Raw genomic sequence first — 24,425 nt, forward strand, 5'->3', positions numbered from 1 at the left:
CTTCGTTCAGACCAAAAAAAACCCGTCGAAACGGGCTTTTTTTGTCTGTTTGGTCACAAATCAACCAATCCGTGACCGCACAGTGGATCAGGCAATTTCAGCGAAACACTCTTCGAGAATGGCCAGACCTTTGGTCAGCAGTTCGTCTTCGGCAGTCAGCGGGACCAGCACGCGCAGGACGTTGCCGTAAGTGCCGCACGACAGCAGGATCAGGCCCTTGTCACGTGCCTTGGCCACAACCTGAGCCACGGCCGCCGCGTTCGGCTTGTGCGAATCGCCGTCTTCGAACAGCTCCAGCGCAATCATCGCGCCCAGCGCACGGACTTCGCCGATGACCGGGTGCTTGGCCTGGATGGCTTTCAGGCCAGTGACCAGACGCTCGCCGACCAACTTGCAACGCTCCAGCAGGTTCTCTTCTTCGAAGATATCCAGCACCGCCAGCGCCGCCGCACAGGCCACCGGGCTACCGGCGTAGGTGCCGCCCAGACCGCCGGGCGCGATGGCATCCATGTACTCGGCCTTGCCGCACACGCCCGCCAGCGGGAAGCCGCCTGCAATGGACTTGGCGAAAGTGGTCAGGTCGGCCGCAACGCCCATCTGCTCCATGGCGAAGAAAGTGCCGGTACGGCCAGCGCCCGTCTGCACTTCGTCAGCGATCAGCAGAATGCCGTGCTTGTCGCACAGCTCGCGCAGACGCAGCATGAAAGCTTTCGGCGCCACGTAAAAACCACCTTCGCCCTGCACAGGCTCGATGATGATGGCGGCGATGTCTTTCGGCTCGGCGTCGTTCTTGAAGATGCGCTCGATGCTGGCGATGGAATCGTCAACGCTCACGCCATGCAGCTCGCACGGGTACAGCGCACGGAAGATACCGCCGGGCATCAGGCCCATGCCGGCCGAGTACGGCACGACCTTGCCAGTCAGACCCAGGGTCATCATGGTGCGGCCGTGGTAAGCACCGGTGAACGCGATCACGCCAGCACGACCCGTGGCAGCGCGGGCAATCTTCACAGCGTTTTCGACCGCTTCGGAACCGGTGGTGACCAGCAGGGTTTTCTTCTCGAAATCACCCGGCACCTTGGCGTTGATCTTCTCGCACAGCTCGACATACGGCTCGTAAGCCAGCACCTGGAAGCAGGTGTGCGTCAGCTTGGTCAGCTGTTCCTGCACAGCCGCAACGATTTTCGGGTGCAGGTGACCGGTGTTCAGTACCGCAATACCGCCCGCGAAGTCGATGAACTCACGACCTTCAACGTCGGTAACGGTGGCGTTCTTCGCCGAAGCAGCGAAGATCGGATGAATCTGGCCCACGCCACGCGGGACGGCAGCATGGCGGCGTTGCATCAGAGAGTCGTTTGTCTTGCTCATGTATTCCTCATTCGCCGCTCATCGGTCGGCGTAGCTCAAGGATCAAGCGGGCTGGATCAGTTGCAACAGCATACGATGATCGACTGTCGCAGCCTTCAGGCCACCAATAAGTTTCGGGTGCAGCAAAAGCCGATGACACGTCGCTCTCGCGCGCCATCGGCTGCAATAACTCTGGTTGGGCAGTCTGGATCAGACCGACAGGCAGAGGTATTTGATTTCCAGATAATCTTCGATGCCGTACTTGGAGCCTTCACGGCCCAAGCCCGAGGACTTGATACCGCCGAACGGTGCCAGCTCGTTGGAGATCAGGCCGGTGTTGATACCCACCATGCCGTACTCCAGCGCCTCGGCCACACGGAACACGCGGCTCATGTTCTGAGCATAGAAGTACGACGCCAGACCGAACTCGGTGTCGTTGGCCATTTCGATCACTTCGGCTTCATCCTTGAAGCGGAACAGCGGCGCCAGCGGGCCGAAGGTTTCTTCCTTCGCGACGGCGGCATCTTTCGACACGTTGACCAGAATAGTCGGCTCGAAGAACGAGCCTTCCATGCTGTTGCCACCGGACAAGACCTTGGCGCCCTTGCTCACGGCATCGGCAATGTGTTCCTTGACCTTGGCCACAGCCTTGTCATCGATCAGCGGACCGGTGGTGATGCCCTCTTCCAGACCGTTACCGATCTTGAGCTTGCCCACGGCAACCTTGAGCTTCTCGGCGAACGCGTCGTACACCGCGTCCTGCACATAGATGCGGTTGGCGCAGACGCAGGTCTGACCGTTGTTGCGGTACTTGGAGATCATCGCGCCTTCAACCGCCTTATCCAGGTCGGCATCATCGAACACGATGAACGGCGCATTGCCGCCCAGTTCCAGCGAGACTTTCTTGATGTCCTTGGCGCATTCGGCCATCAGCTGACGACCAATGTCGGTCGAGCCCGTGAAGGACAGCTTGCGCACGATCGGGTTGCCGGTCAGCTCGCTGCCGATATCGCCCGCGCTGCCCGTCACCACACTGAACACGCCCGCCGGAATACCCGCACGTTCGGCCAGTTCAGCCAGCGCCAGTGCGGAGTAAGGGGTTTGCGACGCAGGCTTGAGCACCATGGTGCAACCCGCTGCCAGCGCAGGACCGGCTTTACGGGTGATCATCGCGGCCGGGAAGTTCCACGGCGTAATCGCAGCCGTCACACCAATCGGCTGCTTGAGCACGATCAGACGCTTGTCCGGCTGGTGGCCGGGAATCACATCGCCGTAGACGCGCTTGGCTTCTTCCGCGAACCATTCAATAAAGGAAGCGGCATACGCAATCTCGCCCTTGGCCTCGGCCAGCGGCTTGCCCTGCTCCAGCGTCATCAACAGACCCAGGTCGTCCTGGTTCTCGATCATCAGCTCAAACCAGCGACGCAACTTGTTGCCCCGCTCCTTGGCGGTCAACGCACGCCAGGCCGGCAGCGCCTTGTCAGCCGCCTCAATCGCACGACGCGTCTCGGCCGCGCCCATCTTCGGCACAGTCCCGAGAATCTCGTTGGTTGCAGGGTTATTGACCTTGATCGACTGACCACCGTCCGCATCCAGCCACTGGCCGTTGATGTAGGCTTGCTGGCGGAACAGTTTGGAATCTTTGAGCTGCATGTCGGCCTCCTAAACAGCACCGCACAAGGGCGGAGCGAACAAATGAATATCGATGCACCCCAATTGGAAGTCATCGCCGGGAAAACATTCCATCGGCCTGAGCGATGCGCGGCGTATAGAAAGCGCGAAGACCGAACAAGAGCGTTTGAAATCTCAAACGAATCCTAGGGACTGCGGGGGTAAAGGACAATAGTCTGTTCGAAAAAAAGAACGGTGTGTAGCGGTGGGAATGGAGGTTTTGCCTGGTTTGCAGGCGCGGGATGGGCAAAGCGTGCGAAATCGACAACAGCCGCTCGCCAGCATGGACGCCCGCCCATCAGATGAGTATCATGGCGCCCGCGTTGCACCAGTAGCTCAGCTGGATAGAGTACTGCCCTCCGAAGGCAGGGGTCGTGGGTTCGAATCCCGCCTGGTGCACCATCTTCTATCCCTTGTATAACAAGGGGTTAGCTTCACTGCCAGAAACCTGTCCTAGTCCTGAAAGTCGTTTCTGCCACAACTTTGCCACACTCAAGTGTGGCGGGAATGGTCGAAATGGCAACAATCAGGAATCGCGGCGAGTATCAGTGGGAAGCTCAAATTCGCCGTAAGGGCTATCCAGCCCAGCGAAAAACCTTCGAAACCAAATCCGATGCCCAAGCCTGGGCACGCATGATCGAAAGCGAAATCGACCGAGGCATTTTTGTCTCTCGCGTCGAGGCTGAACGCACCGCCTTTCATCAACTCATTGATCGCTACATCTCCGAGATCGCTCCGAAGCACAAAGGCGCATACTCGGAAATCAAACGCATGGAAGCTCTTAAGCGTCATACATTGGCGACACATATCGTTGCCACCCTCACCTCTTTCGACTTTGCCCGTTACCGCGACGAACGCCTGAAGATCCGCAAAGGCAATACGGTGAAGCGTGAGCTGGCTTTGTTTCAGTGCGTAATCGAGGTCGCTCGGCGGGAGTGGGGAATTCATCTTGCTGAAAACCCGGTCAGGATGGTCAGCCGCCCTAGCTATAACGATGAGCGCTCGCGACGGCTCGACCCAGTAGAAGAGCAATACATCCTCAGCGCTTTGGAGCTTCGGCAGCGCCGCGCTGATGGAAACTATGCAGACGCCTCGCACAACCCATGGATACGGCCCATCGTCCAACTCGCTATCGAGACAGCCATGCGCCGTGGCGAGATTTTCGAGCTGCGCTGGATGCATGTGAATTTGGACCGTAGGACCGCGCACCTTCCTGCAACCAAGAACGGACTGCCCAGAACCGCCCCGCTTTAACCGAAGGCTATTCAGCTGCTCAAAGATTTACCGCGCTCGCTGTGCGGGCGAGTCTTCCCCACCACGGCTGATGCTCTCAAGAAGGCGTTTGTGAGAGGTCTGGAGCGTGCCAGGCTGAAATACTTAGGAGATTGCGGGTGGCGCAGGTAACGCCACAGGAAGACTTCCTGATCAATCTGCGCTTTCACGATCTGCGGCATGAAGCGACCTGTCGGCTTGCGACCAAGCTGCCGAATTTGATTGAGCTGGCTAGTGTAACGGGGCACAGGGAGGTGAACATGCTGAAGCGGTATTACAACATTACCGCGGAGGAGCTGGCGGCGAAGCTAGCTTGATCGAACCACACCCGGCGGCGTGGTAATTGCACAGACGGAGCATCATTTGCGCATGGCTGGATCAGTCGTGTGCGTCGGATGAGGCCAGCACACTGAGTGTCTTTGACCGGCAGAGTCGGCCAGAAGCAACCGGTCGATCCAGTCACCTTTCAAGGGTAGCGGGATTATGCAATCTATTGTTTGAGAGTGAGCCACTCGATAGGCTATCGACCTATTTGCGTCGGGAATCTCGGACATGGATGCACATTCTGTCATCGCCAGAAATTTCGTTGGGGGCGAAGCGTTCGAAGACGCGTCGTTCATTGGACGATTGCACGAAGCAGAAATCTGGGATCACGATGAATACTGGTTACTGGAGTGGGCGTTGTACCAACTTGCAACAGAAGCGAGCTTCAGCCTAACGCTCTTTCAGCGGGTGTTTGAAATATTCAGCTATAGTTTTCTGCTGTTTGGATGCCACTTCGATCGCAAGGATGGCTTCAAGATCCGCAACCTTAAAAGAAACCAAATTTACGATTTTCGTGAAAGATTCAAGATGGTTTTCGAAGGCTTCTTCGCTGGAAAAATGCCGGCGCCGACTCGCTTTGACGAAGCCAATCCGTGGCTCTTGGAGCGTTAATGTGCTGCCTGTCCGGGGATTGATGGCGGCTAACGTCTGAGGGGCAAAATGCGGCCATAGCGGACGTTTGCAATAGGTGAAAAGATATTTTTTTGTGGTGAACGCTCGCTTCCAAGCCCATCATTCGCCCTTTGCTCGCAATAGGTATTAAACAGACTTTAACGGAATCGGGTCGATAGCCACCGCTGCGCACCACGTCGTCTTCCAAGTGTACGAAAACGATCCCTTTCGGCACCTGAAGATCAGCAGTGGTTAGGAGGGGCTGTCCGAAGGCCTTTTCTATGAGCTTTGGAGAGGGATAGCAGGGGGCAGGGGTGTGCCGTCCTCATAGCAAGCTAATTCTTTTCGGGCGATCTGCACTAACTTTTCAACCTGAACAAATGGCAGATCCTCAGCGAATAGCGAAATTTTCAATGTGTTATCAGCATCACATCTGAAGACCTCGGCGCATATTTGATTGGTAGCGTTGATGAGCTCCAGTCCCAATCCATCACGGATCACGTCCGAAGCAATCTGAATCCGATATTCCATGTCTTATTCCTCGTTTCTCAACGTGCCCGATCAGCTAAAGGCCGATACCGGGTTTTAATGCGTCGTCTTACATCATCGCAATGATGGTTTCTGACCGATACCTGCTCCTGTTCAATCCACGCCGTGTGTGGAATGTCCGAAAACGACCCCTTCGACACAGGACTGACTGCAACGCGTTGAGGGATCGCCGGAGAGGGGCTGCTATCGACCAATTGCAGCCATTCTCTCAGGCAGTTCTCAGGCTTCGCTTTCATCCAATACCACTGGCGTCGCTGCCGTCCCCGCCAACAGACCTCCATCAATGTTGAACTCACTGCCGGTAATGTACGTAGCCTCATCGCTGGCCAATAACAGGGCCACCGCTGCTACTTCTTCGGGCAGTCCAAATCTTCTGAGTGGAGTGTCTCGAACGAGTGCAGCCATTCGCTCTTCACGACCGGCATCAGCGCCTAACATTGGTTCCCACATAGGGGTGAGGATGGCGGCTGGGTGGATCGAGTTGCATCGAACTTTCAGTCCCTGCTCGGCGCAGTAAAGAGCCACCGTCTTGGTGTGATTGCGAACGGCGGCCTTGGACGACGCATATGCAGCCGCGCCAGGAATACCAACCATTCCGGAGCGAGAGGAAATATTGATAATGGAACCAGTCCCGGTACGGCGCATGGCACGTATGGCGTACTTGCACCCAAGAAACACTCCATCGAGATTGGTGCGATGCACGGCCCGCCAGTCTTCCAGGCTCGCATGCTCTGGGTCGTGCTGCACGGCACCCTCCTCAAACCCGGTAATGCCAGCGTTGTTGACCACCACATCGAGACGGCCGTGCGCCTCCAGCACATGCGTTGTCACTCGCTGCCAATCTTCTTCGCATCGGACATCAAGGTCCAGATAACAGGCACGGTCTCCCAACGCCTTTACGGTCGCTCTTCCGAGCACATCGTTTACATCAGTGACGTAAACAAAGCAGCCTTCCTGTACGAACCGTTGTGCAATCGCAGCACCAATCCCTTGAGCCGCTCCTGTAATGATCGCGATTCTGGATGTCAGTTTATTGTCCATATATGAAGCTCCTCCTTCGTAAGGCGTGTGCACCAGTCCGTAGCAACAGTCTAAGTCCTACGCATTGCTATCGCTTGTAAGGCGTGCCTGATTGGCAGCCGGGTTTCGCGGGTCCGGACAGGACCGGTTCGCGCCAAGAGCCGACTGACGCCCCGGAAATAGGCTGAACTTGTAAACGACTCAATCGATCGTAATAACTACACACGATCATTCATAGGGAAAAATAATGTCCAAGCTTGCAGAGTACCGCCAGTTGGAAAAGCACCTCGCCGAGCAGCTCCAGGCACTGGAAACGATGAAGGGCAATGAGGGACTAAAAAAGGAGATCGAGTTCGAAACCAAGCTGCGCAAGCTGCTTGAGCAGTACGGCTTCAGCCTAAAGCACATCATTAATCTGCTGGGTCCACAGACACCGGCTCGTGGCCAAAGCGCAGACAAACCTGCAGGCACACGCAAACCACGTGAGCTAAAGGTCTACAAAAATCCGAATACAGGTGAAGTGATCGAAACCAAAGGTGGAAATCACAAGGCCTTGAAGGAATGGAAGGCAGAGCACGGTGCGGATGTCGTAGAGGGATGGCTGAAGAAGTAAAGCAGCCTCACCCGAAAGAGGGCCCGGGCGGGCCCTTTTGGGCGAGTATGCTTCAAGCTCGACCCTCTCAAACAGCCGGGCGCTTCTCTTCTCACTGAAAACCTGGAGTCATACACAATGGACGACTCTCGTTTCACACCCGAGCAGGTGGCAAAGCGATCTGGTATCGCTCAGGTGGATAAGGATGTGAGGCAATGGTTAGTAGGTCTTCCTGTCCCTGAGAGACTCGAATTTCTAAAGCGACCGTGGCCCCTGAATTACCGATACTCACTCATACTGCTCCAGGCCGCACAGTTACCGAGGCAGGCAAACGAGCACATGCTCAAGTACTGGCTGCGCAACGGTAGTCACAATGCAGCGCAGGAGCTTATCAGGCGGTTCTGGGAGAGACGAAGTTCTGGCAGATTGCTTCACAAGAGGAGCTTTCACCGGCCATGCGCGACTTCATGAATTACTACAGCCGTGGACGCCTGGACTCCAAATCCAACGAAAATAGACCTTGGCCTTTTCTGACAGGCAAAAGCCGGGAAAGCTATCGCATGCCGTCAGATTCACCAATGTGCATCATCGTAGCAACGTTGAAGGCGTTGATCGGGGATTCCTCTGACATGGGTAGCGGGTCAGCTTGCTACCCGTCATCCACATCGCCGTACAATCAGACTTTGTTTATAGCCGCTCTCCGCCAAGGTGAACGGGTAATTACTCACATCGAGCAGCTTTTGAAGCTCAGGAAGAACACTGGCTTCTTTGTAAATGACTTGGCATGAAGCGGCATCAAACAGCCCCCTAAGCTGAGCCCTGACCACGACTGCAATCGTTGGGGCGGACCTGACGAAGATGGAAACTATATCCAGTTGATCCGTCAGACCTCGGTACATGTCGATTGCCAAAACATTCTCAGGCTGATGTTCATTAACAAAAGCATACACATCACCTTGCCCCACCTTCAGCTGGAAAAAATATTTCTCGTGCATGTGCCTGATGTCAACGTCCAGACCCATGAGATCAATAACTGCCTGAATTTCCTTGCGAACTTCAAGATCGTCATCGCCGTCACCCTGCCAAGACACCAAATCCACCATGGATATTGCCAAGTAAAACTGGTGCGATTCGATTACTTTCATAGTGTAGCTCACGATTAAACCAAGGATTTCACGTTATCCAGTACCCGCTAGCAGCTTCAAAAACTCATGGAGAAACCTGCATAGCTAAGAGAGTTCTTCTTCATACTTCTGGATGTCAGACCAGCTCAACAATTCAAGTATCTGACCCGCAAGTTCTTGTGCGCTCAACCAGCCAGGCAAGCTGAACACTGACCTTGAGAAACAACGCGTTTCCTCTGGCGCCAGATTTTGAAGGGTATGCGATAAGTCCTTGAGCTTTTGAATTAACTTCACATCCACTTTATCTGCACATAACGCCAAGAAAAATGTGTCTGTCCCTGAATACTGGCCTATCAGCTCACAGCATGGGCAGTCAGGTATCGTTTCAACCTTCTGTTCGGGCGTTAACGCAAGAAGCATGAGTACATTCCCAAGCTCAAAGACAGATTTGATCCGTGACGTATCGCCAGCACCGTACCACTCCCAGATCAGATCACTTATCGGCTTAATCACTTTAGCCTCTAACGATGAAAAGACACCCATCGAGCCATGCTCTCCGGCGTTGACATAGCGTGTGCATACTCTACTACTCTCGCCATCCGCATGAGAAATTCATCCAACAGAGTATGAATGCCCGAAACAGCCGCTGAGACATCGAGAACCTGGCGGGTAACCATCCTGCTTTCGCCAATGAAATAACTCACCACACAATAGGCTTGTCGTCCCAATCCCAGAAAGTCCCACTGTCAGCCGGCCCATGCGCTCCTACCACCTCAATAATGCGCTCCGCTGTGAAAGCCGGTTCGAAGAGTTGTCCTTTAGGCACGTTCGCCTGAAATGGTTGAGAAAGCTCCGTGTCAGTCGTGCCTGGGTGTATGGCCAGAACAGTCGAGGCCTGGTTCAGGCGTTTCAATTCGATGCTGGCCGTATGCAGCAACTGGTTGAGTGCCGCTTTGCTGGCCCTGTAGCTGTACCAGCCGCCCAATCGGTTATCGCCTATAGAACCAACCCTCGCGGAAAGCGCCGCGAAGGTGGCCGGTTGTTTGCGCAATAACGGGAGCAGGTGTTTAAGCAGCAGGATTGGCGCAAAGGTGTTGGTCGCGAAGCTCGCTTGCATGCTCGCAAGCGTCAGTTGTGCCAGGCCCTTTTCCGGTTTTGCGCCGTCCTGATGAAGAATGCCAAGCGCACTGATGACGAGGTGCAGATGCTCGCATCCTTCAAGCGTCTCACTCACAAGCGCCTCAAGGGCTTGTTCATTGCGCGCGTCGCAGTCGACTCGCTTGAGGCGTTGGCCATATTGCTCTGCAAGTTTTGCCAGCCCTGTGGAGGTGCTGGCTTCTCGCGCGACGGCCCATACCTGAGCCACGTCGTCGCGAGCAAGCAAAGCCGCGCACAGTGCCAGGCCGATACCCCGGCTGGCTCCGCATATCAGCACGTTGGCATCGCTGTTCAGTTCGGGGATCAAACTCATGAGGCACCTTGAGGAGCATGGCTGAAGTAGGTTTATGACTCCGGAGCGAGGCATGACGTTCAGGTGGACGATAGCGACCAGCAGTAGAGGGTCAAGGGTTCTGATAGATTGTTTGAAATACCTGACCGAGAACGGCGATCAATGAGAGTTATTCGTAGCAAAGACTTCACCGCCACTCGGCCCTGGGGGGCGGACGACATAGCTAACATGGGTGGAACCACCGTCCGCCTGCACTGGACCGACCAGCCCTATAAGTGGCATATCAACGATGGTGAGGAAGTTTTCGCCGTCCTCGACGGAACGGTGGATATGCACTATCGCGAGTCAGGCATCGAGCGCGTCGTGACATTGGTGGTTGGCGACGTGTTTTTCGCAGGGGTTGGATGTGAACATGTTGCGCATCCTCGTGGGGAAGCACGGATTCTGGTTATCGAACGTGAGGGCAGCGTTTGAGTTGACCAGGCTATCGCTCGTCATTGCCTATCCAGGCTTATGGATTTGCCTTCCCTAGACTGATGGCGCTTGTGGTGAAGCGCGCCAGCTATAGGCTTTGAGCTGCCTTCTTGGATGACTCCATGGCGAGTCAGATGTACAGGTGATATCCATCTGCTGTTCAAACCGTGGATTTTATGGATTTCATAAAATCATGTTTCAAAAACGCTAAAGAGTATTAGCTTAAGTTTCCAGCCAACTCACCAAGTCATCACAACTAAAAAACATCCCACCTCATCGTGCCAGCGCTTCAAGTTATTTCCAAACCGACACAGTTGTTAACGAACGCAGTTCAAGCTTGGCAGTTCTGTTTTTTTGCTTCAGGATCTTCGCCCTTTCATCGACACACCCAAGCAACCTGAGTTTTATATAAATAAACCCATTCAAATTAATAAGGAATGACATGGCGTTTTGTCACAACTGCGCAAAGGAACTGACTGAAAAAGGGGATACCTGCCCGCACTGCAATGCATCGAGAGATATCATATGGACACCAGGCGCGGTGTCATCAAATGCTCCAGAATCGACATTCTGGTATTTTGAAGTCTTGAGGAAATATGCTGTTTTTAGCGGCAGAGCGCGCAGACAAGAATTCTGGATGTTTTTTTTGATAAACCTCCTGATATCCATAGTCCTCGGTTTTCTCGATGGTTTTTTGGGCACTGACCAGTTGATCTCCGCCCTCTATTCCATCGCGGTCTTCCTTCCCGGACTTGCCGTAGGCGTTCGCAGGCTTCATGACACTGATCGCAGTGGCTGGTGGATGCTGGTACCGATAGTCCCTCTCATATTCAGTTGCCAGGAAGGACAACGCGACGGCAATCGATTCGGCCCCAGTCCCAAATAAAAAACGCCTACTGAAGGTGTGATCGCTGACCACACCTTCTGCCTCGGTACTACGCCGCGACAATCCTGATCGTCCAGAAATCCGATGCAAGATTCGGGTCCATCAGGTAGCTGTACGGCATGGTGAAGTAGCCATGCATGCCCCATTTGACGCCCCAGGAGTTGCGCATGATGAAGACCTGTTTCGCATCGTCGTAGCCCGCCGCGAGCACACAATGGCCGCCAAGCAATTTCTCGTTAGGGGCTGGCATCGGGACAATGCCTGTCTTGGCGACTTCATCGCTTTCGAGGCTTTCATAGACGCCAAAGCCTATGACGAAAGGATATCCAGCGGCCAGACATCCTTTCATCTGGTTCAGGTTCTGGGCGACCTTCTGGTAGGAGACAGCCTTGTACCGCTTGGCATGGGCGTAGCAGGATTTGGTGGGTTTGACGGTGAATTTGGTAATGTCGTACGGCCATTCGGCTTCATCGCAGTCGCCTTGTTCGGCAACGCTTTTGATACCGTGACGAATCATTGCACCGCTGTCCGACTCCACGGTGTGCTCGATGACACGCTCGTTGTAATAGATGAACAACCGGGAAGGCGTGAACGCGGGGACAAGCTTCTGTTTCATGCGATCAAACTGAATGGCAGCTGCAATACCATTCGCTGTGCAACTGCCCAACTGACCCTGATCGTAGATATTGGGGCAATGAGGACGCAGATCCACATGACGTGGAAGCGAGGCCAACTGCTCGACGGGCGCGGCGTACAGATGATCGCGATGATCCGGTACGTCACGAATCCAGCCGTACTGTTTTACGGTATACGTCATCGTTTACTTCTCCACTTGAAAACAGGCTGTTTAATTAGCCATCAGGCACAGCAAAAAACTCTTATTGGAAATGGCCATCATTCAGGCAGCCATTGGCTTACTGTTCAGCTTATTAATCAGACATCAGTTTTTTATGGAGAGGGATGAAGATTTATTTAGACGAGTTTATTCATGGGCATCAAGGTGCAATATCAAAACGACACATTACAACTGCAATAAGATGGGTAACTATTTGATGTGTAAGTGCCGACTGCAAAAATCAAGAAACTTTAAATTCTCCAGCACATTTCCCAACCTCGTGATATCTGAGCCTGATTCAGCACAAGGGTTAAAACGATCAAGGGCTGCTGCGCAGCCCATCGCTGCCGTCGTAACCTCCGAGAGCTCCCACGCCCTTCGGGCAGAAGCAGACTCAGGGCTTATCAGGCAGAAGCGAGCTCACGCTGCCATCGAGATCGTGCCTCAAAACAATCACTGATATGTATCCACATCCTCAGCCGGATAAAACTCGCCCTCTCTCCCTTCCAGCCGCTCACGCACGATCACCTCGACGCTGGCCACTGCTGCCTGATCGTCAGGATTGACCAGTTGCAGGCACAGGCGTCGGGCGTTCTGATCGTGGGTGCCTTCGCTGAGCATGTCGTGGGTGACGATCTGTTCGCCACGCCACAGGCACAGTTGGGTGTGCGTCCCACCGAGCCAGATCTCGTTGATTGACGAGAGGTCGGTGGTCGCCAGTTGGTCCACGGTGATGGTCTTGTCCATTGAGCTGTACCTTTTCAAGTGAGTCGATACAGGTCTGACGTACAAGCGCAGCGGGTCGTTCCCCGTGTCGACGGTTTGACTACACCAATGGCGGTAAACCCCGCCTCTGATGAATGCTCCTGGCCCAGCTCGATCCCGGCTGCCCGGATTTCAGCCACGAACCGTCAAGGCCGCGAGGCAATCTCGTCCAGATGATCGAGCAGATCCAGAGCGTCTTCATACACCCTCAACGCCCCTGCCCTTTCCAGCTCGCCTATGTCGTAGCCGCCTGAAAGTACCCCGATGCCTGTAGCCTTGCAGCGTCGGGCGGCGAGCATGTCCCAGATGGCGTCGCCGATCACCAGACATTCGTCGATGGGCACGTTCATGTGTTTTGCGGCAGCCAGAAACAGGTCGGGATCGGGCTTGCCGTAGTGGACGTCGTCACGTGTGATGATGTCGATCTTGTCCGCCTCGAGCCCCAATGCCTTGAGGTTGATGTTGGCGGTATCGACGCCGCCGCTGGTGGCGATGCACCATTTCAGGTTCTCTTGGCTGAGGGTCTCAAGCAGTTCGATTGCGCCGGGCAGCGCGATGATCTGCCCCTGCAACCGCTCGTAGGCGCGGGCATGTTTTTCGCTGAGGCGTTCGGCCTGTTCTTCGCTGATGTCCAGACCGGTTTCGCGAGACAGGGATTTCAACATGAGGCCACCGCTCATGCCGATTTTCCGGTGAATGCGCCACATGGCGAGGGGGATGTCTTCCGAGTCGAGGGCTTCTTTCCAGGCCGCAACGTTTTGATAAACGCTGTCTGTCAGCGTCCCGTCCAGGTCGAAGATAAATGAGGTCTGCGGGCGCATTGGAATTCCCTTTGGGTAAAAATGCTCATGAGTAGAGCACCAGGGGCATGCGGTGCAAGACCGACCCTTGATGCCTTGACGACGAAAACGCTGACCCGTCGAGTCAGGTTCGAGAAGGGTGTGAGGTGCGAACGACAGGTGCGTCACGCACGGCCATCAGGGCCGCGACGCTGCAGTTGCCCGCCACCAACTCTTGATGTGACGGAACACGATGGAGTTGGTTCGGTTGATATCAGTGGCCATGCCCCGAACGGACATTGTCTGCGCGCTTACCCACCAAACGACGCATACCGCAGGGGAAGGCCTGTGGTGAATTTGATCTGCTCCATGGCGAAGCTGGAACTGACGTCGGTAATGCCGGGGATGCTGATCAGCTGTTTGTACACCGCGTCGTAGCCCGCGATGTCGGCAACGACGATGCGCAGCAGGTAGTCGGTGTCGCCGGCCATGCGGTAGCACTCGACCACTTCGGGTAAATCGCCGACGGCGCTGTGAAACTGTTCGAGCCAAGCGGCGTTGTGCTGGTTGGTGCGGATCGCGGCGAAGACGCTGACGGAGACGTTCAGGCGCTGCGGGTTCAGCAGGGCGACGCGGCGGTCGATGATGCCGGTTTCTTCCAGCTTCTGAATGCGTCGCCAGCAGGCGGTGCTGCCCAGGCCGATGCGCTCGGCAATGTCTGCAACCGAGCGTGTGCAGTCGGTTTGCAGGCTGTCCAGGATGGCTCGGTCGAACTTGTCCATGTGGGTTCCTGTGTTTGTGGTTCGGCTCTGTATCGGACGCGGAGCGTCTTGGGCGGCGTTACCACGCAGAGCGCTCATCGTTATACACAAGTCCGTCTCGACACTGATCGTGCCCATCGCTCCGCGTGGGCATGCCTCCCGTGACGCTCCGCGTCACATGCGCGCCGCCGTACGACCGGTATTTACGCAACTATTGGTATAAAACTAACCCCCGCCAATCAAACTGTAAAATTTTTATCATCCAAAAGCACTTGAAGCAGAATTATTTTTCACTCACAGCCAGTCAACCCGCACAAATATCAAAAATTTTTCGCGTCGGCGTCGGTAATCTTTTCACCATCAACCTTGACCCGATAAACAAGCGAATTGCCCATGACCAACAACGCCCTCTACCTGGATTACGCCGCTACCACACCTGTCGATGAGCAGGTCATTGAAGCCATGGTTGCCTGTATGGGGCGCGAAGGGCATTTCGGTAATCCGGCGTCCAGCGGGCATGGTTACGGGCAGGTGGCGCGGCAGGCGGTCGAGCAGGCTCGTCGTCAAGTGGCGGACGCAGTGGGTGCGCCTGCCGATACGGTGATCTGGACCTCTGGCGCGACCGAGTCCAATAACCTGGCGATCAAGGGCATCGCCTATGACAGCACGGCGCAACGTCGCCACATCATCACCAGCGCTGTGGAACACAAGGCCGTCATCGACACGGTGAAAACGCTGGAGCGCCAGGGCTTTCCCGTGACCTGGTTGCAGCCGGACGCCAATGGGCTGATCCAGCCGCAGGCCGTGCAGGCGGCATTGCGTGAAGACACGTTGCTGGTGTCGTTGATGCTGGTGAATAACGAGCTGGGCACGCTCACCGATATCGCCAGCATCGGCACGCTGGTGCGCGAACATGGCGCGCTGTTTCACGTCGATGCGGCGCAGGCGGTCGGCAAAGTGAAGGTGGATCTGGCGAGTCTGGCGGTCGATCTGATGTCGTTCTCGGCTCATAAGGCGTATGGCCCGAAAGGTATTGGTGCGCTGTACGTAGGCCCGCGTGCTCATGCATTGCTGCAGGCGCAGATTCATGGCGGTGGTCATGAAGGCGGTTTTCGTTCAGGTACTCTGGCGACGCATCAGATCGTCGGCATGGGCGAAGCCTTTGCGCTGGCGGTCAACAAGGCTGATGCGGAAAATCGTCGCATCGCGGAGCTGAGCAGTCATTTGCGCGAAGGGCTGTTGGCACTACCGGACGTGCAACTTAACGGCTGTCCTGAGCAACGTATTCCGCACACCCTGAACCTGTGCATCACGCGCAGCGGATTCACCAGTGCGCAGCTGTCTCACGCGCTGGCACTCTCTTCGACCTCGGCCTGCAACTCGGCGAGCAATGCACCGTCGCACGTGCTGCTGGCGATGGGGCTCGATACCAACAAGGCAAAGGCTAGCGTACGCGTCAGCCTCGGTCGCTACACCACGCAAACCGATGTCGAACGCGCCATCGAGGTATTCAGCAAGGCGTTCACCGCGCCGGCTGCGTTCTGGTAACTCCGGCCTTCAATGCAAACCGCTCAAGGTCTCTTAACAGGGACGCTTGAGCTGTTTCGTCTTTATCAGCCCGGCGAAACACCACCGCCCTCATCCGCCACGATATCCGGGTCATCCGAATACACCTCGGGCTCGTCATCCTCATAAGCCTCATCGTGCTGGGTGCGCTCCAAAACCTCGTCGCCCTTCTCGGAGCCTGCGCCCGGCTTGTTGGCGTTCATGTTAAGCACCGGATCGGCCTCACGGTCGTATTGGCCCAGCTGCGGGCTGGCAGGATCTTCTCTGGGTACTTCGTTTGTCAGGATGAAATCGGTTGTCATGTCGGCCACCTCTTTTGTCTTGCCAAAGAAAGTGGACGTGCCTGAACGCCAAGGGTTCGATTCAGGTGACGAGCGCGTCTATACGGCGCGTTTGCTGCCGTCTGTAATCTTCATGATACAAAAAGACACAATTGGCACAGATCTTCCAAGTGGAACGGCCGTGCCATGAACCATTGGCATGCGCTGCACACAGGAGGTGCCCACACGCACCAAAGTGCAGTTTTCGGACGCCGAGTCGTCCATTAACAGTGCAATGCCAGACCACAAGTCGTGCGCCTTGCCAGGAAAGGAGTCTACCCATGCCACATCCAGCTCATGCCAGACCACCGCAATGCCCTTCACGGGCTCAGATGGCTGCGCCCGCAACGGGCCTGCCCGCTGTAACGGCTTCATGTTCGACCTTACCGACATACCCTTCCGACTGATTCAACACACAAGGCGCAAGCCTTGAATCAATAACCGAACACCCTTGTTTTGCCTTATCGGCAAGCACTTGCGTACTGCTGTGTGCCCGCTACTAACTAACAACGGAAAACTTCGCAACAACACACTTATCGTTCGACAATTTATTTTGATTAACATCACTTAGCCACCACTCAATCCATGGCTGAGCTTTATATTTAACTCGACCTGCAATCTTTTACAGCCGGAGCCACTTGCCGTGAATACATGACCCACTAACGCACCAACTTGACTCGAACCTTACAGTATTGGTGCACGTGATTTTATGACCGAGCGGTCATGTATTTTTCAATTCGTCTGACTCCTCAGAGGGGTGAACTTCGGCCTCTGAATGGGTATTGGCACTATTCATTTGAAGGTGATCCCTGCCGAAACAGCGCTTAATCGCAAGAAAGGTACAGGAATGCGACATCCGCTCTGGAACGCTGCATACAGGCACACCACCAACCATTTCTGGCACAGCGGTTGCAAAGCAGGATTGTTATCAAGCAACACGTTTGCTCGTAGTGGACATAACTAATAAGCAAGGATTCGCAATGCTATCGCCCTGATTGAATATCGCGCTTTGCCCTCTTGAGTCTGTGCCTCTTCAGGCTCGACGGCGTCGTGCGCTTCAACGAATGTGCAGGTCTCCATCATTCGAACATTCGCCAATGTTTGAACGGACTTTTATTGCCCTTCAACTACCCGAGGGAGCGTTAATGAATGATGCGGTAATAATGAAAGCGGTCCCTGTACCGCCGCCGGAAGAAAGTCCGACGGTGTGGCAGAGCATTCCCTTCAAGGCCAATACTTCGCGACCTGGCGGCCTGAAAAAATCGCACGTCTTCGTGTTGATCGCAGCCTCGGTACTTATTCACGGTGCCGTGTGGTGGTACATGCAAACTGCCAAACCGGAAGTGCCGGAAGTTCCGCCACAAGTTCCGGAAATGACCATTGAGCTGACCAGCCCGACGCCTCCAACCCCGGAGCCACCGCCGCCGCCTGAACCACCACCTCCGCCGCCTCCCCCGCCACCGCCGCCCGAGCCGGAACAACCGGTCGAGGACCCGGATGCGGTCGAGCCGCCGCCCAAGCCCATCGAAAAGCCGAAGGTCGAGAAGCCCAAGCCGGTCAAGAAACCTGAGCCTGTGAAAAAGCCGACGCCGCCTGCACCGCCAAAACCGGTCGCAGCCCCCGCGCCAGCAGCACCGCCGACGCCAACGCCTGCGCCACCCGCTCCGGCAGCGCCAGCAGCACCTGTGAAGGAAAGCGCAGCGGTCTCCGGGCTCGCCAGCCTGGGCAACCCGCCGCCCGAATATCCGGGCCTGGCCTTGCGACGCAGTTGGGAAGGCCGCGTGGTGCTGCGCATCAAGGTGCTGCCCAACGGCCGTGCCGGCACGGTCGAGGTGACCAAATCCAGCGGCAAACCGGTTCTCGACGAGGCGGCGGTGGAAGCGGTGCGCAACTGGAAGTTCATTCCGGCCAAGCGTGGCGACACACCGATTGAAGGCTTCGCGACACAGACCATCGATTTCAAGCTGCCGGAATGATCCGGCGTATGACCACTGACAATTCTATTAAAGCTGGTGAGGTGTAAACCATGAACGCATCGCTCTCTTCCATGATCGTACCCGCCGTGCTCTGGGCGCTGATTCTGTTTTCCGTACTGAGCTGGGCCTTGTTGCTGATCAAGTCCGCGCAATACGTGAAGCTGAAATCCCAGAACAAACACTTCACCAAAGCCTTCTGGGGCGCGCCGGACCTGCTCACCGCCGCCGAACATGCGTCGCAATACCCAGGCTCGCTGGCACGCATCGCCAACAGTGGTTTCGAAGCCATGGCGGTGGACGAATCACCGCGTACCACGCAGCAACTGGCGCACACCATCAACCGCTCGGACCGCCTGGAGCGCAACCTGCGCCAGCAGATTCAGAAGGAACGTCGCTCGCTGGAAAGCGGCCAGGCGATTCTCGCCAGTATCGGCAGCACCGCGCCCTTCATCGGCCTGTTCGGAACGGTCTGGGGCATCATGGAAGCGCTGCAAAGCATCGGCCTGACCGGCTCGGCCAGCCTTGAAGCGGTTGCCGGTCCCATCGGTCATGCACTGGTCGCCACCGGCGTCGGTATCGCGGTCGCTGTGCCTGCGGTACTGATCTACAACTTCTTCCTGCGCCGCCTCAAGCTGGCTGTGGCCGACATGGACGACTTCGCCCATGACTTCGACGCCCTCGCCCAGCGCAGTGCCTTCGCCGTATCCCGTCAACCCATCGCCAGCAAGCAAGGCCACGCCGTGCGGGAGGCAAGCTAATGTCGTTCTCCACTCAAGACAGCGATGAAGTGCTCAGCGAAATGAACGTCACGCCGCTGGTGGACGTGATGCTCGTGCTGCTGGTGGTGTTCATCGTCACCACGCCGCTGATGACCAACGCGATCAAGGTCAACCTGCCCAAGACCGATTCGGTCGCCCCGGCCGAGAAGAAGGATCCGGTAGTGGTCAGCGTCGACCAGAGCGGCAAGTTCTTCCTCGCCAAATCGGAAATCGCCCCCGAACTGCTGGAGAAAAGCCTGCAGGACGAGAAGGCCAAGGATCCGGACATCCGTGTCCAGCTGCAGGCCGATACCGACGTGAACTATGGCCAGGTGGCCAAGGCCATGGCGTCCATCGAGCGCTCGGGCATCACGAAGATTTCCGTCATGACGGCCAAATGAACTGAGGGTTTCGCCCCGCGAAACCCGCTGAACCGACTCCCGCCAACACCATCGTCCGTGGGCTGAAAAGCCCCTGGAGGGGAGCGGCTTGCTGGAAACCAACGCAGTGGAACTCCCGCACGGCACAACCGCGCAGGAATAGAGGGCTCACAAGGCCATTTCAATAATGTCTGGACCAAGTCGGAAATAACCATGCTGATGAATCTTCCCGGATACACCCTCAAGCCACTGGCCCTCGCGGTCCGCCGTCACCCTCGCGCCCTGCTGTGCGCCCTGGCCATGGGCATGAGCGGTGCCCATGCGGCCGAGGCCGTTGAAGCGGACACCGCCAGCGAATCCGTCTCCGCTGCCGCCGTCGTGCCCGCCACGACCCAGCTGCAACGCGTTGAAGTGACCGGATCGGCGATTCGCCGGGTCGACGCCGAAACCGCTGTACCGATCACCATCCTGCGCGCCGATGATCTGAAGAAACAGGGCGTGACCACCACTCAGGAAATGGTCCAGCGCATTACCGGCAGCCAGTCGATCAACAACAGCGCGGGCTCTGTCGGTACCGGTTCAGGGGGAGCTTCCTTCGCCGACATGCGTGGCATTGGCCCCAACAAGACACTGGTTCTGCTCAATGGTCGCCGGCTGGCCAACAACGCCATCTCGGGTGTCGGTTCGCCGAACGGCAGCGCCATCGACCTGAACATGATCCCGTTCGCCGCCATCGATCGGGTTGAAGTCCTGCGTGACGGTGCATCGGCCTTGTACGGCACCGATGCCATTGGCGGTGTGATCAACTTCATCACCAAGAAGACCCTGACCGACGGTTCGCTGACCCTGGGCGGCGAGACACCGACCCACAGTGGCGGCGGCGCGACCAAGGACATGAGCGCCAGCTGGGGCTTTGGTGATCTGGAAGAAGACCGCTTCAATGTGATGGGCGTCTTCAACTACAACAAGCAGCAGAATCTGGACGCCAACGACCGTTCATTCACTCAGGATTACCAGCCAGGGCGCGGCCTCAACCAGACCTCCGGCACCGCGTACCCTGGCAACTATTTTCAGGGCGACAACTCTTCCAACCCGCTGGGCGCCAATTGCTCCGGGCCTAGCCTGATCGCCCGCAACGGCATCTGCCGGTTCAGCACCCGCGAGTACATCGACCTGATCCCGCAGACCGAAAAGACCTCGTTCTTCGGCAAGGCCACCGGCAAGCTGGCCGACGACCACAACGTCAGCCTTGAATACTTCTGGGCACGCAACAACAACCACACCGACATTGGGCCGGCCCCACTCACCGGCCTGTCGCTGGATTCGTCTTCGCCGTTCTATCCCGGCAATGGCATCACCCCGGCACCGACCAACTTTACACTCGACCCCACACAACCGGTCGACACCGCATGGCGCGAAACCGCCGCCGGACCTCGCGGTTCAAGTGACCAGAACACCAGCCAGCGCTTTCTGCTGAATTTCGACGGTCTGGTCGGCGGCTGGGATTACAACGTCGGCGCTTCGTACAACCAGAACAAGGTGCTGTCCAGTCTCACCGACGGCTACGTCAGTGACGCGCAGATGATCAATGGCCTGGCCAACGGCGTGATCAACCCGTTCGGGCCGCAGACCGCAGCGGGTCAGGCGCTGATCGATGCCAACCAATATCACGGGCAATACTCCAGCGCTGTGGGCCGCGTGGCTGGCATTGACGGGCGCATCAGCCGGGAAATCGGTGACTGGTTCGGCGCAGGCCCGGCCGGTCTGGCACTGGGCGGCGAGTACCGCAAAGAGAAGATGCATCAACAGTACGAAGCGTTCGTCAACGACGTCAGCAGCCTGGGTGCGGATGCTGCGGGCAGCGTATCGGGTGAGCGCAGCGTGAAAGCCGAATACGCCGAGTTGAACGTGCCGGTGCTGGACAGCCTGGAGCTGACCGCCGCTGTGCGTCATGACAAATACAGTGACTTCGGCAGCACCACCAACCCCAAGTACTCGTTCCGCTATCAGCCGATCAAGCAACTGGTGGTCCGTGGTGCCTACAGCGAGGGCTTCCGCGCGCCATCGCTCTATGAGCTGTATGCGCCGCGCAGCACGACGTTCACTCAGGGTTTTTACAACGACCCTGTGTTGTGTGCCGGCGGCACCGTGCAGCCCGGCGGCAATGCCGGTCGTGACTGTGCGCAGCAGTTCCTCAACAACAGCGGCGGCAACACCGAACTGGCGCCGGAAAAAGCCCGTAACATGACGCTGGGCTTCGTGTATCAGCCGGTCAACAATCTGTCGATGGGTCTGGACTTCTGGTGGATTCACATCTCCAACCAGATTCAGTCCTTCCCTGAATCGACCGTGTTCGACGACCCCAACACGTACGCTGATCGCTTCGTTCGCGCCGCTGACGGTTCCATCGCCAACATCGTGACCGGTAACGCCAACCTGGGCATCGTCAAGACCAGCGGTGTGGACGTCAGCCTCGATTATCGCTTCCCGAACACGCCCTATGGTCAGTTCGGTCTGGGCATGACCGGCACTTACGTGACCCGTTATGACTTCCAGAACATCATCGACGGTCCGTACACCGACAAAGTCGGCGACTTTCAGGGCGACGGCGTAATTGCGCGCTGGAAACACGTTCTGAGCGGTACCTGGTCGCTGGGCAATACCCGCGCGTCCATCACCAACCGCTTCACCTCGGGCTACAACGACTCCGACCGCACCACCAACGCACGGGTCGCCTCGTATGCGCTGTGGGACCTGTCGGTCGGTCATACCTTCGACAAGGTGCTGGATGTCGATGCGGGCCTGCGCAACATGTTTGACCGCAACCCGCCGTTCTCCAATCAGTCCTACAACTTCCAGTCCGGCTACGACCCACGCTACGCCGACCCGTTGGGCCGCACGCTGTTCGCACGCATGACGTATCACTTCTGAGGGTGAAGGCGCGACCCATACCCGCTCCGTGGGTCGCGTCCTGTTTGCGAGCTCGCCCCCTCCGGCCACAGGTTTCATCCACCTTCCCCGGCCGGAGGCCTTTTTCGCCGCATGGCGTCATTCGTGCGTACGAGGATAGCCCCATCATGTCGCGTCAAATCCGTCTTCTGCGACGCCTGCTGCTGGGTGTTGCGGTGTTGTGCACCTGTTGGCAGGTCGCGCTGGCTACGCCGACACATGCCTTGACTGTCTACGGCGAGGCACCGAAATACCCGGCCGGCTTCAAGCACTTCGATTACGTCAACCCGGACGCCCCCAAGGGTGGAACGCTGACCCGGTCAGCCGAAGAAATCGGTCAGTTCAACTACCTCAACCCGTATGTCGATCAAGGCATCGGTGTCGTACAGCTCGACACGTGGGTCTACTCGCCGCTGGCCTATCGCTCGCTCGACGAGCCTTACACCGTCTACGGGCTGATCGCTGAAAAGATGGAAGTGGACCCGAACGGTCTGTGGGTGCGGTTTTACCTCAACCCCAAGGCGCGCTTCGACGACGGCCAGCCGGTCACAGCCGAGGACGTGCGCTACACCTACGAGCTGATGACCACCAAGGCCAGCTTCAGCTATCGCCCGATGTTCGCCGACGTGAAGGACGTGACCATCGAAGGGCCGCTGCAGATACGTTTCGACTTCAAGAACAACCTCAACCGCATGCTGGCCCTCGACATCGCCAGCCTGCACATTTTGCCGAAGCACTGGTGGAAAGACCGGGACTTCGCCAACGGCGGCGGTTTTGAGCCACCGCTGGGCAACGGGCCTTACCGGGTCGCCAAGGTCGATGCCGGGCGCAGCGTAGTCTTTGAGCGGGTCAAAGACTGGTGGGGCAAGGACTTGCCGGTCAGCCGTGGCCTGTACAACTTCGACACCCTGACTGTGAATTTCTACGGCGACACGGAAATCGCCCGCCAGCTGCTGCAGGCCGGGGCATTCGATTACAACCGGGAGTACTCCTCGGCGGGCTTTACCGTCGGCTACAGCGGCCCGGCCATCGACGACGGGCGCTTGCAGAAAAACATCCTGGCCACTCAGCGCCCCGTCGCCGCGCAGGGCTTTGTGTTCAATCTGGACAACCCGATCTTCCAGGATCGTCGCGTGCGGCAGGCGCTGTCGATGCTGTGGGACTTCGACTGGATCAACCGCCGGGTGATGCGCAATTTCTATGTGCGCCAGCAGAGCTACTTTCCGAAAAGCGAAATGTCCGCGACCCAATTGCCGGACGAAGCCGAGCTGAAGATTCTTGAGCCTTTGCGGGGTCAGGTGCCGGACGAGGTGTTCACTCAGGTCTACCAGCCGCCGAAGACCGACGGCAACGGCTACATCCGCGACAAACAGGTACAGGCCCTCAAGCTGCTGGCTGAAGCCGGCTGGCACCCGAAAGACAATAAGCTGGTCAATGCCGCAGGCGAGCCAATGGTGTTCAGCTTTCTCGACGGCCAGGGCGGATTTGATCGCCTGATCCTGCCGTTCAAACGCACGCTGGCGCAGATCGGGATCACGCTGGATTTCCTGCGCATCGACTCCGCGCAATACATCAATCGGCTCAACGCCCGGGACTACGACATGATCGTGGTCACCTTCCCCAAGAGCGGCAATCCGCTGATCTCGCCGGGCCGTGATCTGTACAACCTGTATGGCTCACAGAGCGCCACCGAAATCGGCAGTTCCAACGCCATGGTGCTGCGCAACCCGGCCGTGGACACCCTGATCGACGGGCTGGTGGCCGCCAACAGCCGCAACGACATGGTGCACTACGCCCGTGCGCTGGATCGGGTGTTGCAGTGGGGTTACTACATGATCCCCAACTATTTCTCCAAGGGCACGCCGCTGGTGTACGCCAACCGTTTCGGCAGGCCCGACACCGCGCCCATCTACGACGTCGGCCTGGAAACCTGGTGGCAGATCAGCCCGACCGCGCTGACCAACGCCCAGGCTGCTGCGCTCGGCAGCAAGACCACCGCTGCGAAGGAGCATTGA

General features: G+C 57.1%; 24 protein-coding genes and 1 tRNA gene. 13 read left to right on the forward strand and 12 right to left on the reverse strand.

Annotation, left to right across the window (positions count from 1 at the left end; genetic code table 11):
* Window positions 1-87: 87 nt before the first annotated feature.
* Together gabT and gabD are read right to left on the reverse strand one after the other, a co-directional pair.
* Window positions 88-1,368, reverse strand: coding sequence for a 4-aminobutyrate--2-oxoglutarate transaminase (gene gabT / locus QRN20_RS12270; RefSeq protein WP_285360449.1), 1,281 nt, complete (start codon window positions 1,366-1,368; stop codon window positions 88-90).
* A 189-nt stretch (window positions 1,369-1,557) separates the two neighbouring features.
* On the reverse strand, window positions 1,558-3,000 hold the full coding sequence (gabD, locus tag QRN20_RS12275; RefSeq protein ID WP_004880425.1) for an NADP-dependent succinate-semialdehyde dehydrogenase: 1,443 nt from the start codon (window positions 2,998-3,000) through the stop codon (window positions 1,558-1,560).
* Between the two features lie 343 nt (window positions 3,001-3,343).
* On the opposite strand from gabD, the gene QRN20_RS12280 reads away from it, so the two are divergent.
* From QRN20_RS12280 to QRN20_RS12295, 4 genes are all read left to right on the forward strand, one after another.
* Window positions 3,344-3,420 (forward strand) — tRNA-Arg (locus QRN20_RS12280).
* 105 nt (window positions 3,421-3,525) lie between these two features.
* A complete protein-coding gene (locus QRN20_RS12285) occupies window positions 3,526-4,272 on the forward strand; it encodes a tyrosine-type recombinase/integrase (RefSeq protein ID WP_235160895.1) in 747 nt (248 codons plus the stop codon).
* A gap of 137 nt (window positions 4,273-4,409) precedes the next feature.
* The gene (locus QRN20_RS12290; protein WP_285360450.1) at window positions 4,410-4,607 is read left to right on the forward strand and encodes a tyrosine-type recombinase/integrase; all 198 of its coding nucleotides are present in this window, start codon (window positions 4,410-4,412) and stop codon (window positions 4,605-4,607) included.
* 235 nt (window positions 4,608-4,842) lie between these two features.
* Complete coding sequence (locus QRN20_RS12295; RefSeq protein WP_122563340.1) at window positions 4,843-5,226, forward strand: Imm41 family immunity protein; 384 nt, start codon at window positions 4,843-4,845, stop codon at window positions 5,224-5,226.
* 279 nt (window positions 5,227-5,505) lie between these two features.
* Here the strand turns inward: QRN20_RS12295 and QRN20_RS12300 are convergent, their stop codons facing one another.
* On the reverse strand, window positions 5,506-5,757 hold the full coding sequence (locus QRN20_RS12300) for a hypothetical protein (RefSeq protein WP_069142739.1): 252 nt from the start codon (window positions 5,755-5,757) through the stop codon (window positions 5,506-5,508).
* Between the two features lie 237 nt (window positions 5,758-5,994).
* The gene (locus tag QRN20_RS12305) at window positions 5,995-6,816 is read right to left on the reverse strand and encodes a glucose 1-dehydrogenase (protein WP_069142738.1); all 822 of its coding nucleotides are present in this window, start codon (window positions 6,814-6,816) and stop codon (window positions 5,995-5,997) included.
* Window positions 6,817-7,042: 226 nt separating this feature from the next.
* On the opposite strand from QRN20_RS12305, the gene QRN20_RS12310 reads away from it, so the two are divergent.
* Window positions 7,043-7,408, forward strand: a complete 366-nt coding sequence (locus tag QRN20_RS12310; protein WP_029244415.1) for a histone-like nucleoid-structuring protein, MvaT/MvaU family — start codon at window positions 7,043-7,045, stop codon at window positions 7,406-7,408.
* Window positions 7,409-8,043: 635 nt separating this feature from the next.
* Here QRN20_RS12310 and QRN20_RS12315 read toward each other — a convergent pair.
* From QRN20_RS12315 to QRN20_RS12325, 3 genes are all read right to left on the reverse strand, one after another.
* Window positions 8,044-8,532 (reverse strand): hypothetical protein, encoded by a 489-nt coding sequence (locus QRN20_RS12315; RefSeq protein ID WP_058430705.1) that lies wholly within the window; start codon window positions 8,530-8,532, stop codon window positions 8,044-8,046.
* Window positions 8,533-8,616: 84 nt separating this feature from the next.
* Complete coding sequence (locus tag QRN20_RS12320; RefSeq protein ID WP_029244417.1) at window positions 8,617-9,054, reverse strand: hypothetical protein; 438 nt, start codon at window positions 9,052-9,054, stop codon at window positions 8,617-8,619.
* A 157-nt stretch (window positions 9,055-9,211) separates the two neighbouring features.
* Window positions 9,212-9,982 carry an SDR family NAD(P)-dependent oxidoreductase gene (locus tag QRN20_RS12325; protein WP_285360454.1) on the reverse strand — a complete coding sequence of 257 codons (771 nt, stop codon included), beginning with the start codon at window positions 9,980-9,982 and terminating at the stop codon, window positions 9,212-9,214.
* A gap of 141 nt (window positions 9,983-10,123) precedes the next feature.
* Here QRN20_RS12325 and QRN20_RS12330 point away from each other — a divergent pair, with 141 nt between their 5' ends.
* Together QRN20_RS12330 and QRN20_RS12335 are read left to right on the forward strand one after the other, a co-directional pair.
* A complete protein-coding gene (locus tag QRN20_RS12330; RefSeq protein WP_088234351.1) occupies window positions 10,124-10,435 on the forward strand; it encodes a cupin domain-containing protein in 312 nt (103 codons plus the stop codon).
* A 637-nt stretch (window positions 10,436-11,072) separates the two neighbouring features.
* A complete protein-coding gene (locus tag QRN20_RS12335; protein WP_249584754.1) occupies window positions 11,073-11,321 on the forward strand; it encodes a DUF805 domain-containing protein in 249 nt (82 codons plus the stop codon).
* 49 nt (window positions 11,322-11,370) lie between these two features.
* On the opposite strand, the gene QRN20_RS12340 is transcribed toward QRN20_RS12335, so the two are convergent.
* The 4 genes from QRN20_RS12340 to QRN20_RS12355 all read right to left on the reverse strand — a co-directional run bounded on the left by QRN20_RS12340 (window position 11,371) and on the right by QRN20_RS12355 (window position 14,482).
* Window positions 11,371-12,138, reverse strand: coding sequence for a C1 family peptidase (locus tag QRN20_RS12340; protein ID WP_285360457.1), 768 nt, complete (start codon window positions 12,136-12,138; stop codon window positions 11,371-11,373).
* Window positions 12,139-12,609: 471 nt separating this feature from the next.
* Complete coding sequence (locus QRN20_RS12345; protein ID WP_004880456.1) at window positions 12,610-12,903, reverse strand: hypothetical protein; 294 nt, start codon at window positions 12,901-12,903, stop codon at window positions 12,610-12,612.
* A 164-nt stretch (window positions 12,904-13,067) separates the two neighbouring features.
* Entirely contained in the window at window positions 13,068-13,742 is a 675-nt protein-coding gene (locus tag QRN20_RS12350; RefSeq protein WP_004880459.1) for an HAD family hydrolase, read from the reverse strand.
* Between the two features lie 269 nt (window positions 13,743-14,011).
* Window positions 14,012-14,482: an Lrp/AsnC family transcriptional regulator gene (locus tag QRN20_RS12355; protein WP_004880460.1), complete on the reverse strand. Its 471-nt coding sequence runs from the start codon at window positions 14,480-14,482 to the stop codon at window positions 14,012-14,014.
* 372 nt (window positions 14,483-14,854) lie between these two features.
* Here QRN20_RS12355 and QRN20_RS12360 point away from each other — a divergent pair, with 372 nt between their 5' ends.
* Window positions 14,855-16,009 (forward strand): cysteine desulfurase family protein, encoded by a 1,155-nt coding sequence (locus QRN20_RS12360; RefSeq protein ID WP_285360460.1) that lies wholly within the window; start codon window positions 14,855-14,857, stop codon window positions 16,007-16,009.
* A gap of 65 nt (window positions 16,010-16,074) precedes the next feature.
* Here QRN20_RS12360 and QRN20_RS12365 read toward each other — a convergent pair whose 3' ends face one another.
* The gene (locus QRN20_RS12365; RefSeq protein WP_025996658.1) at window positions 16,075-16,329 is read right to left on the reverse strand and encodes a hypothetical protein; all 255 of its coding nucleotides are present in this window, start codon (window positions 16,327-16,329) and stop codon (window positions 16,075-16,077) included.
* Window positions 16,330-17,492: 1,163 nt separating this feature from the next.
* Between QRN20_RS12365 and QRN20_RS12370 the strand changes: the two genes are divergently transcribed.
* The 5 genes from QRN20_RS12370 (at window position 17,493) to QRN20_RS12390 (ending at window position 24,425) form a co-directional block, all read left to right on the forward strand.
* Entirely contained in the window at window positions 17,493-18,323 is an 831-nt protein-coding gene (locus QRN20_RS12370) for an energy transducer TonB (protein WP_074454423.1), read from the forward strand.
* A gap of 50 nt (window positions 18,324-18,373) precedes the next feature.
* Complete coding sequence (locus tag QRN20_RS12375; RefSeq protein WP_004880467.1) at window positions 18,374-19,081, forward strand: MotA/TolQ/ExbB proton channel family protein; 708 nt, start codon at window positions 18,374-18,376, stop codon at window positions 19,079-19,081.
* Window positions 19,081-19,482, forward strand: a complete 402-nt coding sequence (locus tag QRN20_RS12380; RefSeq protein ID WP_004880470.1) for an ExbD/TolR family protein — start codon at window positions 19,081-19,083, stop codon at window positions 19,480-19,482. Before QRN20_RS12375 ends, QRN20_RS12380 begins: the two co-directional genes overlap by 1 nt.
* 192 nt (window positions 19,483-19,674) lie before the next feature.
* On the forward strand, window positions 19,675-22,392 hold the full coding sequence (locus tag QRN20_RS12385; RefSeq protein WP_029244424.1) for a TonB-dependent receptor: 2,718 nt from the start codon (window positions 19,675-19,677) through the stop codon (window positions 22,390-22,392).
* A 146-nt stretch (window positions 22,393-22,538) separates the two neighbouring features.
* Window positions 22,539-24,425 carry an extracellular solute-binding protein gene (locus QRN20_RS12390; protein WP_217386885.1) on the forward strand — a complete coding sequence of 629 codons (1,887 nt, stop codon included), beginning with the start codon at window positions 22,539-22,541 and terminating at the stop codon, window positions 24,423-24,425.

Source organism: Pseudomonas sp. fls2-241-TYG-175 (assembly GCF_030209155.1).
Taxonomy (GTDB): domain Bacteria; phylum Pseudomonadota; class Gammaproteobacteria; order Pseudomonadales; family Pseudomonadaceae; genus Aquipseudomonas; species Aquipseudomonas viridiflava.

Bases quoted from the DNA above. Each gene is read 5' to 3' on its own strand.
- QRN20_RS12375 (WP_004880467.1), top strand. From the start codon at position 18,374: ATGAACGCATCGCTCTCTTCCATGATCGTACCCGCCGTGCTCTGGGCG.
- QRN20_RS12350 (WP_004880459.1), bottom strand. From the start codon at position 13,742: ATGCGCCCGCAGACCTCATTTATCTTCGACCTGGACGGGACGCTGACA.
- QRN20_RS12320 (WP_029244417.1), bottom strand. From the start codon at position 9,054: ATGGGTGTCTTTTCATCGTTAGAGGCTAAAGTGATTAAGCCGATAAGT.
- QRN20_RS12340 (WP_285360457.1), bottom strand. From the start codon at position 12,138: ATGACGTATACCGTAAAACAGTACGGCTGGATTCGTGACGTACCGGAT.
- QRN20_RS12300 (WP_069142739.1), bottom strand. From the start codon at position 5,757: ATGGAATATCGGATTCAGATTGCTTCGGACGTGATCCGTGATGGATTG.
- QRN20_RS12365 (WP_025996658.1), bottom strand. From the start codon at position 16,329: ATGACAACCGATTTCATCCTGACAAACGAAGTACCCAGAGAAGATCCT.
- QRN20_RS12360 (WP_285360460.1), top strand. From the start codon at position 14,855: ATGACCAACAACGCCCTCTACCTGGATTACGCCGCTACCACACCTGTC.
- QRN20_RS12370 (WP_074454423.1), top strand. From the start codon at position 17,493: ATGAATGATGCGGTAATAATGAAAGCGGTCCCTGTACCGCCGCCGGAA.
- QRN20_RS12385 (WP_029244424.1), top strand. From the start codon at position 19,675: ATGCTGATGAATCTTCCCGGATACACCCTCAAGCCACTGGCCCTCGCG.
- QRN20_RS12325 (WP_285360454.1), bottom strand. From the start codon at position 9,982: ATGAGTTTGATCCCCGAACTGAACAGCGATGCCAACGTGCTGATATGC.
- gabD (WP_004880425.1), bottom strand. From the start codon at position 3,000: ATGCAGCTCAAAGATTCCAAACTGTTCCGCCAGCAAGCCTACATCAAC.
- QRN20_RS12305 (WP_069142738.1), bottom strand. From the start codon at position 6,816: ATGGACAATAAACTGACATCCAGAATCGCGATCATTACAGGAGCGGCT.
- gabT (WP_285360449.1), bottom strand. From the start codon at position 1,368: ATGAGCAAGACAAACGACTCTCTGATGCAACGCCGCCATGCTGCCGTC.
- QRN20_RS12285 (WP_235160895.1), top strand. From the start codon at position 3,526: ATGGTCGAAATGGCAACAATCAGGAATCGCGGCGAGTATCAGTGGGAA.
- QRN20_RS12380 (WP_004880470.1), top strand. From the start codon at position 19,081: ATGTCGTTCTCCACTCAAGACAGCGATGAAGTGCTCAGCGAAATGAAC.
- QRN20_RS12345 (WP_004880456.1), bottom strand. From the start codon at position 12,903: ATGGACAAGACCATCACCGTGGACCAACTGGCGACCACCGACCTCTCG.
- QRN20_RS12315 (WP_058430705.1), bottom strand. From the start codon at position 8,532: ATGAAAGTAATCGAATCGCACCAGTTTTACTTGGCAATATCCATGGTG.
- QRN20_RS12335 (WP_249584754.1), top strand. From the start codon at position 11,073: ATGTTTTTTTTGATAAACCTCCTGATATCCATAGTCCTCGGTTTTCTC.
- QRN20_RS12330 (WP_088234351.1), top strand. From the start codon at position 10,124: ATGAGAGTTATTCGTAGCAAAGACTTCACCGCCACTCGGCCCTGGGGG.
- QRN20_RS12390 (WP_217386885.1), top strand. From the start codon at position 22,539: ATGTCGCGTCAAATCCGTCTTCTGCGACGCCTGCTGCTGGGTGTTGCG.
- QRN20_RS12295 (WP_122563340.1), top strand. From the start codon at position 4,843: ATGGATGCACATTCTGTCATCGCCAGAAATTTCGTTGGGGGCGAAGCG.
- QRN20_RS12355 (WP_004880460.1), bottom strand. From the start codon at position 14,482: ATGGACAAGTTCGACCGAGCCATCCTGGACAGCCTGCAAACCGACTGC.
- QRN20_RS12310 (WP_029244415.1), top strand. From the start codon at position 7,043: ATGTCCAAGCTTGCAGAGTACCGCCAGTTGGAAAAGCACCTCGCCGAG.